Source organism: bacterium, from assembly GCA_026398675.1.
Taxonomy (GTDB): domain Bacteria; phylum RBG-13-66-14; class RBG-13-66-14; order RBG-13-66-14; family RBG-13-66-14; genus RBG-13-66-14.
The window spans coordinates 1-11273 of record JAPLSK010000346.1; the positions used below are offsets into that span (position 1 = coordinate 1).

Annotated in this window: 11 protein-coding genes; 9 read left to right on the plus strand and 2 right to left on the minus strand. The window is 63.3% G+C overall.

Annotated features, from left to right (window positions below):
* The first annotated feature begins 310 nt into the window (after positions 1 to 310).
* The gene (locus NTW26_10445; protein MCX7022669.1) at positions 311 to 658 is read left to right on the plus strand and encodes a cell division protein ZapA; all 348 of its coding nucleotides are present in this window, start codon (positions 311 to 313) and stop codon (positions 656 to 658) included.
* Positions 659 to 743: 85 nt separating this feature from the next.
* Here the strand turns inward: NTW26_10445 and NTW26_10450 are convergent, their stop codons facing one another.
* Both NTW26_10450 and NTW26_10455 read right to left on the minus strand, forming a co-directional pair.
* A complete protein-coding gene (locus NTW26_10450) occupies positions 744 to 1262 on the minus strand; it encodes a hypothetical protein (GenBank protein ID MCX7022670.1) in 519 nt (172 codons plus the stop codon).
* A gap of 115 nt (positions 1263 to 1377) precedes the next feature.
* Positions 1378 to 3345 (minus strand): M14 family zinc carboxypeptidase, encoded by a 1968-nt coding sequence (locus NTW26_10455; GenBank protein ID MCX7022671.1) that lies wholly within the window; start codon positions 3343 to 3345, stop codon positions 1378 to 1380.
* A gap of 181 nt (positions 3346 to 3526) precedes the next feature.
* Here NTW26_10455 and NTW26_10460 point away from each other — a divergent pair, with 181 nt between their 5' ends.
* From NTW26_10460 to NTW26_10495, 8 genes are all read left to right on the plus strand, one after another.
* A complete protein-coding gene (locus tag NTW26_10460; protein ID MCX7022672.1) occupies positions 3527 to 4306 on the plus strand; it encodes a class I SAM-dependent methyltransferase in 780 nt (259 codons plus the stop codon).
* Between the two features lies 1 nt (position 4307).
* The gene (locus NTW26_10465; GenBank protein ID MCX7022673.1) at positions 4308 to 5459 is read left to right on the plus strand and encodes a hypothetical protein; all 1152 of its coding nucleotides are present in this window, start codon (positions 4308 to 4310) and stop codon (positions 5457 to 5459) included.
* A 68-nt stretch (positions 5460 to 5527) separates the two neighbouring features.
* Positions 5528 to 6244 carry an LPS export ABC transporter ATP-binding protein gene (lptB, locus tag NTW26_10470; GenBank protein ID MCX7022674.1) on the plus strand — a complete coding sequence of 239 codons (717 nt, stop codon included), beginning with the start codon at positions 5528 to 5530 and terminating at the stop codon, positions 6242 to 6244.
* 24 nt (positions 6245 to 6268) lie between these two features.
* Positions 6269 to 7141, plus strand: coding sequence for a hypothetical protein (locus tag NTW26_10475; GenBank protein MCX7022675.1), 873 nt, complete (start codon positions 6269 to 6271; stop codon positions 7139 to 7141).
* Positions 7142 to 7379: 238 nt separating this feature from the next.
* Positions 7380 to 8219: a hypothetical protein gene (locus NTW26_10480; GenBank protein ID MCX7022676.1), complete on the plus strand. Its 840-nt coding sequence runs from the start codon at positions 7380 to 7382 to the stop codon at positions 8217 to 8219.
* Entirely contained in the window at positions 8219 to 9592 is a 1374-nt protein-coding gene (locus NTW26_10485) for an FAD-binding oxidoreductase (GenBank protein MCX7022677.1), read from the plus strand. The genes NTW26_10480 and NTW26_10485 overlap by 1 nt, the downstream gene beginning before the upstream one ends.
* A 3-nt stretch (positions 9593 to 9595) precedes the next feature.
* Complete coding sequence (locus NTW26_10490; protein ID MCX7022678.1) at positions 9596 to 10996, plus strand: aminopeptidase; 1401 nt, start codon at positions 9596 to 9598, stop codon at positions 10994 to 10996.
* Between the two features lie 10 nt (positions 10997 to 11006).
* Positions 11007 to 11273 (plus strand): triose-phosphate isomerase (locus NTW26_10495; GenBank protein ID MCX7022679.1); only part of this gene is annotated, 267 nt, incomplete at its 3' end.

The window sequence follows — 11273 nt, forward strand, 5'->3', positions numbered from 1 at the left end:
GACCCTCACCCTAACCCTCTCCCTAAAAGGGAGAGGGGATAAAATGTAGGGCGGGGATTCCCATCCCCGCCGCTTTTACGTTCTCTACCCTGACCCTCACCCCAACCCTCTCCCTAAAAGGGAGAGGGAGACCACTGCACCCCTCTCCCCGGCCCGTAGGCGTGCCTCTCCCTGGAAGGGAGAGGGGGCCGCAGCAGCCATCTCCCCGGCCCGGGCAAACCTCCTGGACAGGCGCGTGGAACGCCGGGGCTTGTACCCCGGGACCTTCTTCCGTATAATAACCGGGCCGTCAACCGTCACGGAGGGCCAAGTGCTGGAACAGAACGACTCGGGAGTTACCTTGGAGGTTTACGGGTCGAGCTTCACGTTCAAGAACGTGGAGAACGCGGCCCTCCTGGAAAGCGCCGCGGCCCGGCTCGAATCCCGCATGAAGGAGCTCTCCACAAAGTGGCGGATCGTGGACAAGGCCAGGCTGGCGATCATGGCCGCCCTTGAGATGGGCATCACGCTGGCGGAACTCTCCGAGAACGCCGAGCGCGGTAGGCGCGTGGCCAAGTCCATCCTTGATTCCCTCGACCGCAGCCTCCCCGAGCCGGCGGAGGACGACGGGCGGTCACCCGACGACGGCCCGCGGGGCGCGCCCTTCCTCCTGAGCTGACCTTTTTTAACCTAAAAAAAAAGCGGGCCCCGGCCCGTTTTTTCGTTTGGGAAAAAAATGGATTCCCTCGTCCGTGACCCGCGGGTCAGAGCTGGTACCCCAGACCAAAAACCGTGCGCACGGACAGCCCGACCCGCTCACCCACGGGGAATATAAGCGCCGCGTCCACGAAGGCGTCCAACACGCCGAGGAACTTGATCCCCACCCGAATACCGAGCTCACCGGCCCACAGACGCCTCACCTGGGGCGACTGGGCGTCAGCCGACTCGTTGAAGGGAGCCAGGCGCCAGAAGTAATCCACACCTCCACCCAGGCGCATGAAGAGCTGGGAGGCGGGGTTGGTGAAGTAGTACACGAGGAGCCGCGGACCCTGGGCGCCGCCCATCTCCGCGAAGGGTTCGGCGAAGTAGCCGAGGGTGAAAGCCACCTCATCCAGGCGATAACCGAGGTCCAGCGCGCAACTAAAGGCCGCCGGCACGTTGGATAGACCGTAGGTGGAGACCCCGACCTCGGTGGAGAGGGCCAACCCGCCGAAAGAAGCCGCCAGGGTAAGCGCCGGCAAAAGGATGGCGAGGGCCGCGGCTTTGTAAGGTGTGAAGCTCACGGGATGATGATATACGATGCGACCACCTTCCTACAAGTAGAAGGGTCGCCGACCAGCGACCCTTCCGAGTCGGTCAAGCCGGCAAAACGAGCAAAGTGAGTAATGCCCCGGAAAATCAACGGGCGACGACGAAGCGCTGGACCCGAACCCCGTCGTAGGTCGCACACCCACGCGCCACCAGCACGTGCACGCCGTTGGAGAGCCCGCCCGCGTCTAGCTCGACGAGGTTGCGGCCGGCCGGGAGCTCCCCCCGATAGAGGACGCATTCCAGCCGCCCCGCCAGATCGTATACGGTTATCTCGCAGTACCCGCCGGCCGAGCTCACTTCCACACCGGCCCGCTCCGCGACCGGGTTGGGATAGACGCCCAGAATCGCGAATCTTTCCGGGTCGGCCACCGTCTCGGTCCCGACGGGACCGAAGAGCAAACGGTGACCTTCGGGGGTAAAGGCCTCGAGACGGTACCTCGCCACCGGGGCGGGCGGTTCGAGGTCCAGGTAGCTCACGGCGACGCCCGGAATGGTCGCCCCGTTCAACTTCACCCCGATGTGGCCCGTGGCGTCGCACCGGTACAGGTTGAAACCGGTGTAATCGCCGACCGACCGCCACAGGACCAGCACCCCGTCGGAGGTCCGCCGGGCGCTGAGCTCCAGATCGCCGCCCGCCTCGGCGGGCTCGAGCTGCACGTCCAGCGGCGGCGTGTCCTCCCCGGTGACCTCCACGTTCTCGAAGATGACCGGCTCGTACCCCTCGGCGGAAAAGACGATGTCGTAAAAGCCGTCGGCCAGGGGGAGCCAGTAGTCGCCGCACTCCGTGGGATCCGAGTACGCAAAGGCCTCGTCGCGGTCGCCCACGGTGATGGTGGCCGGAACGGGGCCGTCGCCGGCCTCGGTGACCCTTCCGTGGAGACCGTCGTCCGCCCATTCAATCAAGCTCTTGATGGCGTACCAGTTCACGTCGGCCTGGGAGAGGATGTCGCGGGGGTCGGTGTGCTTTTCGTTGTCGGCCTCGACGGTCGTGTCAATGCACCCCCGCGCGCCGTAGCTCCAGTCGTTCAGGTCACCGTGGGTCTCGTACCAGTCCCAGCCGTCTGTCACCCAGTCCATGTATGTGTCGTCCCGGTGGTCGTGGCCCTCCACCCAGGGCGGGTACTGGGGGGAGAGATCGCAGGAGTCGGAGTAGTCGTTGCAGATGGTCTGGATGTGGGCGTCGTCGGGTGTGCGCTCCGGCTGGTAGTTCCAGACGTAGTTCACGCAGATGGCACCGGAGTGGTAGGTGAGGCCCAGGACGAAGGTGTTGTCCTCGACCAGGTCGGGGACGTACTCCTCATGACCCCCGGAGTAATCAGCCACGGCCTGCGTCTCCGGTTCGCTGAAAGGGTTGGGGCCGGCGTACCATTCACCCGAATCCCACTGGTAGCTGAAGTTGCGGTTCAGGTCCACGCCGTCGGCGTTGAACCGGGTACCCATGGCGTAGCCGTCGGGATTGACCAGCGGCTGGAGCCAGATTTCGAAGCCCTCGACCAGATCGGTAATCTCGGGATCGACGCCATAGCCGGTGAGAAGGCGCTCGGCGGTATAGAGGACTATCTCGTTGGCGGTTATCTCGTCACCGTGGATAGCACCGACTATGCGGACCTCGGGCTCGTACTCCTCGAAGGAGGGGTTGTCGGTGACTACGAGAACGTAGAGCTGCCGGCCCTGAACCGAGTCTCCCGCATCCACCAGGCGGCAGATGCTGGGGTATTCGGCGGCCCACTGCTGCAGCAGGGCGATGGTGTCGTCATAGGAGTGGAAGGCGTCCCAGGGCTCGTCACGGTCGTCGGCCGGCCAGAGGGCACGCTCGGCGGCGTAATGCGCCGCCAGGTCGGCGACGAGCACCCGGTGCGGCCACGGCAGACCGGCCAGGAGCCCCGGGTTGTCCGTGTAGCAGTAGGCATATCCCGAGCGGTAGTCGTCAACGACCAGGGGGTACCGTGAAAGCAGGGCCAGCTCCCCGCGCTCGATCGGGCCGACCAAGACCACCGACTCGGTTGCTCCGGCCAGAACCACCCAGACCAGGAGCAAAAAAACGACCCGTTTCATGGCTTCTCCTTCCACGATTCATCTTAGTACCCGACTGGCCGAGCGTCAAGGGTAGTAGAGCCCGCGCGTTGACCCTCCGGATTGGGCGTGGCATAATCCCTTGTTGAAAGGTGACTAAACTCCATTTTCCCAGGGCGATGGAAGAACCGCAACCATCCAATCTCACTGGCGGAGGCCGGCGGTGAGTCAGCGGGCCACAGAATCGCTGACCACGGACGAGGTGGAGCGCAGGCTGCCCGAAGAGGAGCATTTCGCTTATCTCCTGCTCCGTCGGCTCGGGAGGTTCACGCGCCTGGAAACCGGGGCGCGGATTGTAGACGTGGGCTGCGCCGCGGGAACCCTGGTGCTTGTCCTGAGACGGATGGGGTACGACGCCGTGGGGGTGGAGCCCGATCTCCACGCCCGCTGGACCGCCGCCGAGCTTGCCCGGAGGTTGGGCGGGGAAATTCCGGTGCTCGAGGGGCAGGCCGAGAAGCTTCCCCTGCCGGACGCGAGCTGCGACCTCGTCGTCGCCTCGAGTGTCCTGGAGCACGTGGGGGACCTGGAGCGGAGTCTCCGGGAGGCACGGCGCATTCTCAAGCCGGACGGGGCTCTGTGGTTTTACTCTACGTCGGCCCTCTGCCCCTGGCAGCACGAAATACGGGGCTTCCCCCTCTTCGGCTGGTATCCCCTGGGGCTGAAACGACGGATCATGCGCTGGGCCGTCCAAAATCGGCCGGAGCTGGTGGGACATACGGCCAACCCCGCCCTGCACTGGTTCACGCCGCGGATGGCGCGAAGGCTCTTGAAAGAAGCGGGATTTGGAAGGGTAATCAACCGTTGGTCCCTCCGGCTCCCGGAAGAGGGCGGGCGGGCGTACCGGCTGGCGTTGAAGTTTATCCAGACCCTGCCGCCGGTTCGCTTCCTGGCCGACGTCCTGATCCCCGAATCGGCCTACCTGGCGAAAGTCGAGACCGGTTGAGATGACACGCGCGGCTCAATACTGCTGGACGTTCCTCCTGGTCCTGCCGCTCGTAACCTCCGCGGTCGAGGAGACCGGGAAGACGACCCCCGACGATGAGCCCCGGCGCATCGAGCTCGGCAAGCCCGGCGAGGACTACTACCTCGAGGCCGACCGCGTGGTGGGGAACTTCGCCGAGGGCATCCGCACCGTCCGCGCCCTGGGCCATGTAAAGCTCGTCCAGGGCCCGACGGAAATCACCGCCGACGAGCTCTACTACTACGACCGGGAGCAGATAGCCATCCTCAAGGGCCGGGTCGTGGTGCTGGATAAAGAGAAAAACGCCCGCCTCGAGGGGCGCTACCTGGAGTACCACCGCACGACCCGTTACGTGATTCTCACCGAGGAGCCGGAGCTCTTCCTGGTGAACCGCGCCGGGGGCGACGTCATAGTCCAGGGCAAGGTGATGGAGTACTACCTGGACGAGAACCGGGGGGTGGCCTCGGGCGGGGTGAGAATCAACCAGGGGGAGCTCTACGCCGAGGGCGACCGGGCGACCTACTACGGCGACGAGAATAAAATCATCCTCGAGGGCGACCCCATCGCCTGGCGGGGGGACGACAAGGCCGGCGGCGAGCTGATGACCATGTACCTCCTCGACGAGGAGGGCGGTCTGGAGAAGATAGATATTGACGGCACCGCCCGGGCGGTGTATCACGTGGCCCGGGAAAAGGACACGGCGGACGGGGAGAAGGGGAAGCTTGAACTGGCCGGTGACCGTATCGTACTCTTCTACGTCGGCGACGAGGCCGACCGCATCGTCTGCACCGGGAACGCCACCGCCCTCTACCTGCCCGACCCGGCCTCGGGGGAGGGGGGACGGATAGACTCCCGGGCCCAGGAAATCACCATCTACCTCCAGGACGAGGTGGCGACCCAGATAACCCTCGAGGGCGACGCCTACGCCCTCTACCAGCCCGACCCCGGGAACCCGAACCCCGACCGGGGCCGCACCGAGATGCAGGGCTCGCACATGGACCTTTTCCTGGTTGACGGCGAGCTGGACCGCTTCGTCGCCCGCGGGCACGCCCAGGGGAGCTACGTCACCCCCGAGAGGGCCGCAACCCCCGAGCCGGAGACGCCGACCGTCGAGGAAACACAAACACAGGAGTAGAACCGGTGGCCGAAACCGACACCAAAGCCGACGTGAAACCCGAGGGAAAGCCGGAGACGAACGGCTCCATCCTCTCCACCTCGGGGCTGGATAAAACCTACCGCAAGCGGAAGGTGGTCAACGACGCCACCATCCGGGTGCGGCAGGGCGAGGTGGTGGGCCTTTTGGGCCCCAACGGCGCGGGGAAGACCACCACCTTCTACATGATAACGGGCCTCATCCGCCCCGACGCGGGCCACGTCCACCTGGACGGCGAGGACATAACCCGCGAGCCGATGTACAAGCGGGCGCGGATGGGCATCGGCTACCTGGCCCAGGAGCCCTCCATCTTCACCAAGCTCACCGTCCGGGACAACATCTACGCCATCCTGGAGACGCTGCCGCTGACGCACAAGGAACGCGCCGATAGGCTGAAGGAGCTGCTGGCCAAGCTGGACCTCACCCCCCTGGCGGACAAGAAGGCGTACACGCTTTCCGGCGGTGAAAGGCGGCGGGTGGAGATAACGCGGGCCCTGGTGCGCCAGCCGCGATTCATGCTCCTCGACGAGCCCTTCGCCGGCATAGACCCCATCGCCGTCGAGGGCATCCAGAAAATCATCGAGAAGCTCCAGGACGACGGCCTGGGGATATTGGTGACGGACCACAACGTGCGCGAGACGCTCTCCATCACCGACCGGGCGTACATCATGTACGAGGGACAGATTTTAATCGAGGGGACAAGCCAGGAGCTGGCGAACGACCCCGAGGCCCGCCGGATATACCTCGGCGAGCGGTTCCAGATGTGACAATAATTATCCAAAAGAGGAGAAATGAGAAAAGGTCTTAAAATAGGATTGTGGGTTATAATATTATTTGCAGTAGCCACAGTAGCCACAATGGTTATTTCTAGTTTTAATTTATTAAAATTGGATAACAACACAACCTATTGGTTACTACTATCTTTTACTGCTGCAGTTGCAACAGCGATGGGTTTACTTATCGGTGCACAATTAGAAATTCAAACAGAAGAATATATTACAAGCAGAACTCCTCATATTTCATTGACTTTTAATCAGGTAGTTAAATGGCCTGGATATGTAATTTTAGGTGCATCTGAACCTACAAAAGATAAAATTATAAAACCTAAAATATTTGATCCTAATCATCCTGGAACGGGAAGAGAAGTATATAACCCAGATTTAGAAAGCGATACTGTCAACATATGTTTTCCAGCTAAACTTGAAAACCATTCTCTGAATACTGGATTTATTAAATTTACATCAATAATTCTTTTATTAGCTGGAGATGAGAATAATTTAGAAATCCAACACTCATATATTTTAAAATGCATGAAAGCACACCATGGAATGAATTATAAAGAAGATATTCCAGTCCAACCAAACCAAACCATAACTACCGGATTTAAATTCCCGTTCCATTATATGAAAGTAAACGGAGAGGAGATGAATAATGAAATAAGGCAAATAGACTTTAAAAATTTAAGCATTGGTGACTCGAAAATACCAAGAATATTTTTCTGTCTTTTAGCAAAATCTTTGCCGCAGAACAAAAAAGGGTTTATCCTATGTCACAGTTATTATGCATTTGTCTTGGATGGAGAGTTTAAATTCACTCGCTATGCATTGCCACCCAAAATTGTAACTGATGAGATAAACAGAATTATCAAAAGAACCGATTGTTAAACACTTCGGATATAAAACTCTAAAAAAACTTCCACCAACCTATCTTAATCATATGCCCGCCATACAAATATTCGGGTGACTGTTGCTGACGGTGGTGAGGGCGGGGGACGACTCCCACGGGGTGTGCATCTACGATCCAACGACGGGCGATGATTACCGGCTGTACCCGTACAAGTACCAGTCGTGGTAATGCGGCGGCCCACAGAGGGGCCGCCCTACGGAGTACATTTCAGGATTTATGTTTAAAAAAATAGCCCTAACCTGCCTCCTAGCGACAACCGTTTTCGCCCAGGAGGGCCGGCTGGCCTTTTCCGCCTACGACGAGGCCGCCGGGCGCCACCTCTGCTACACCTACGACCTCGAAATCGACGACCTCCGCGTAGTATCAATTCCCGCCGAGGCCGACTGCGGCGACCTGGCCCTCATCTACGACGGCTCCCGCGTGGCCGTCGAGCTCACCGTGGACGGGGAGCAACTCCTCTACGTCTGCCCCACGCGCACCGGCGAATGGACGGCCCACCGGGCGCCCTTCCCCGGCGCCGAGCCCTCCTGGATCGCCTACACCACCCTCGCCTACACGGTTGACGGCGACCTTTGGCACTGGGAGGGGGTGACGGACCCCCTCGACTGGCAGCCGGACGTGGGCCGCTCCCCGGTCCACCGCGATTGGGTGAATATTTTCTACATCCGCGACTACACGGAGGGCGGCGAGGCCATCGTCCACTTGAACGTCAACGAGGGCGTGGAGGAGGCGGTGCTCTCCACCGAGCGCGTCACCGAGTGCCTGGACGATCTGGAACTGAGCCCCGACGGGCGTTGGGTGGCCGTATCGTGGCGGGAAACCGGCGGGGCGATTCTGGTCCTGGACCTGGAGGGGGGCGGGCGGGCGCGTGCGGCGTCTTCTTCGGGCGAGCTGCGCTGGCCCTCCTTCAGCCCCGACGGGGAGTGGGTCGCCTACTACGACGTCGAGGGCGGGGCGGTCATGGCCGTGCCGGTCGAGGGCGGCGACCCGGTGAAGCTCTACGACCTCGAAGACTGCCGCGGCCTGGATTGGGGCCCCACCCCCGAGGACTGGTGATGGGGAAACTCCGGAGCTCCTTCCTCCGCGGTCTGCGCCGCATCGTCGGCCGGAAAAATCTGCTCCAGAAGCCCACCGACCTCTTCGCCCATTCCTACGACGCCACCAACCGACCCGTGAAGCCCGGGCTCGTCGTCCGCGTGACCGACCGGGGCCAGGTCCCGCCGATTCTCAGGCTGGCGAATGAGCATAAAATTCCCGTCGTCCCCCGGGGGGCGGGGACCGGCTTCACCGGCGGGAGCCTGACCGTCCGGGGCGGCGTGGTGCTCCTTCTGGACCGACTGAACCGGATTCTCGAAATTGACGAAAAAAGGCGCGAGGCGGTGGTCGAGCCCGGTGTTGTTACGGAAGACCTCCAAAGGGCCGTGGAAGAACTCGGGCTCTTCTACCCGCCGGACCCCGCCAGCCTGGAAAGCTCAACCCTGGGCGGCAATTTCGCGGAGAACGCCGGGGGCCCCCGCGGCGTGCGCTACGGCGTCACCGGGGACTGGGTGAAGTCCGTCCTGGCGGCGCTGCCCGACGGGACACTCGTGGACACGGCGTCCGACCCGGCGCTGACCCAGCTCCTTCTGGCCAGCGAGGGCACGCTGGGCGTGGCGCTGGAGCTCCGGCTGCACCTGGCAAAACGTCCGCCGGACACGGCGACCGTCCGGGCGCTCTTTCCGGATATGGCCTCCGCCTGCGACGCGGTGACCGAGATTCTTTCCTCGGGCCTCGCGCCGTCCAAGCTGGAGTTCATGGACGCCGCGACCCTGCGGTGCGTCAACCGCTACCTGGGCGAACCGTCGCCGCCGGGAGACTCCGCCCTGCTCCTGGTCGAGCTGGACGGCTCGCCGGGGGAGGTCGGTGAATCCCTGCCCGCCGTTCACGGCGTTTGCGAGCGCCGGGGGGCCGTCGAGCTGTCCGTGGCCCGGGAGACCGGGGAGCAGGAAACGCTTTGGGCCATGCGCCGCGCCGGCTCGCCGGCCATCGCCCGCCTCAAGCCCCTGAAGATAAACGAGGACGTGGTCGTGCCCCGGGGCGCACTCCCGCGGATGGCCGGGACCCTCGAGGAGCTGCGGCGAAAGTACGATCTCCCGATCCCCGTCTTCGGCCACGCCGGCGACGGCAACCTCCACGTGAACATCATGTGCGACCCCGCGGACCCCGGCGAATACGCCCGGGCGCGGAAGGCCCTGGACGAGCTCTTTACCGCCGTGTTAGCCTTAGGCGGTACGCTTTCCGGCGAGCACGGCGTCGGTGTGGCGAAGCAGCCCTTCATCGCCTGGGAGCTGCCGGAGCCGGTGATCGCGCTCTCCCGGCGCGTCAAGCGGCGCCTGGACCCCGGAAACGTCCTGAACCCCGCAAAAATTTTCCCACCCTCCGAGGAGTGAACCGTGGCCGAGAAAAAAACCTACGAGCTGCCCCGCAAGTCCTGCTTCGACTTGAAAGACGATGCCTGGCACGCCGAGTCCTTCGCCTTCGCCGACCGCTACCGCAGCTTCCTCAACATCTCCAAGACCGAGCGGGAGTGCGTGGCCAGCTTCGCCAAGATGGCGGCGGAACACGGCTTCGTCGAGTACGTCCCCGGTGAGTCGAAGAAGGGCGCCCCGGGTTACCTCTTCGTCGGGAAGGGGAAGGCGGCAGCCCTCTACCGGCCCGGCAAGCTCCCGGCCGCGCGGGGCATGAACATCGTCATCGCCCACACCGACAGCCCGCGCCTGGACCTGAAGGCTAGTCCCCTCATCGAGGAGGCGGAGGTCGCCCAGCTCAAGACCCACTACTACGGCGGCGTCCGCAAGCACCAGTGGCTGTCGCGGCCTCTGGCGATTCACGGCGTGGTCATCCTCGCCGACGGCACGACCCGGTCGTTCTCCATCGGCTCGTCGAAGGAGGACCCCATCTTCGTCATCAGCGACCTGGAGCCCCACCTTTCGTACAAGGTCCAGAACGACAAGAAGGTCACCGAGTTCTACCCGGGGGAGAAGCTGAACCTGGTAGCCGGAATCATCCCCGACGCCGACGTGGAGGCGAAGAACCGGGTCAAGCTGGCCGTACTGGACATCCTCCACGAGCGGTACGGGATGACCGAGGAGGACTTCGTCAGCGCCGAGCTCGAGGTGGTGCCGGCCTGCATGGCGCGCGACGTGGGCTTCGACCGGGCGATTCTGGGCGGTTACGGCCACGACGACCGTGTTTGCGCCTTCACCGCCGTCCGGGCCCTGCTCGAGGCTGAGAGCCTGGAGCGGTGCGGGGTGGCCTACGCCGTGGACAAGGAGGAGATAGGAAGCGTGGGCGCCACCGGCGCGGGTTCCGCCTTCATCCTCAACACCCTGGCCGAGATCCTGGCCCTGGAGGGTGAGACGGGCGATCTGGCGCTCAGGCGCGCCGCCGATAAAACCAGTGTCATCTCCGCCGACGTGGGCGCCGCGCTACACCCCGACTGGCAGGAGGTTCAGGAGAAGCAGAACGCCGCCCGCATGGGCTACGGCCTCGCCCTGACCAAGTACACCGGCACCCGGGGCAAGGTGGGCGCCAACGACGCCAACGCCGAGTTCATGGCCCGGATACGCCGGCTGTTCAACGAGGCCGGGGTTCCCTGGCACGTCGCCGAGCTGGGCAGGGTGGACGAGGGCGGGGGTGGGACCGTGGCCCGGTTCCTCGCCGCCCACGGGATGGACGTGGTGGACGCCGGACCGCCGCTCCTCGGAATGCACTCGCCCCTGGAGCTGGTGGCCAAGTGCGACGTTTACGCCGCATACCTCGGCTACCGCGCCTTCTTCGAGCGGTTCAATTAGGAGTTTATTGGTGAAAAACCTAGTCGCCGGGAACTGGAAAATGTACCTCTCGCCGGGAGAGGTGGCCGGGTACGCGGGACGTTTCCTGCCCCGGACTAAGGACCTGGTCGAAGCGGTGGATATTCTCGTCTGCCCGAGCTTCCCCGCGCTGCCCGCGGCGCTGGCGGCCTTTCGGGGCACGCACGTGGAGGTGGGCGCGCAGAACATGCACCAGGAGCTATCCGGGGCCTTCACCGGCGAGGTATCGGGCGCCGCGCTCGCGGACCTCGGCGTCGGC

Bases quoted from the DNA above. Each gene is read 5' to 3' on its own strand.
- NTW26_10455 (MCX7022671.1), bottom strand. From the start codon at position 3,345: ATGAAACGGGTCGTTTTTTTGCTCCTGGTCTGGGTGGTTCTGGCCGGA.
- NTW26_10465 (MCX7022673.1), top strand. From the start codon at position 4,308: ATGACACGCGCGGCTCAATACTGCTGGACGTTCCTCCTGGTCCTGCCG.
- NTW26_10475 (MCX7022675.1), top strand. From the start codon at position 6,269: ATGAGAAAAGGTCTTAAAATAGGATTGTGGGTTATAATATTATTTGCA.
- NTW26_10480 (MCX7022676.1), top strand. From the start codon at position 7,380: ATGTTTAAAAAAATAGCCCTAACCTGCCTCCTAGCGACAACCGTTTTC.
- NTW26_10485 (MCX7022677.1), top strand. From the start codon at position 8,219: ATGGGGAAACTCCGGAGCTCCTTCCTCCGCGGTCTGCGCCGCATCGTC.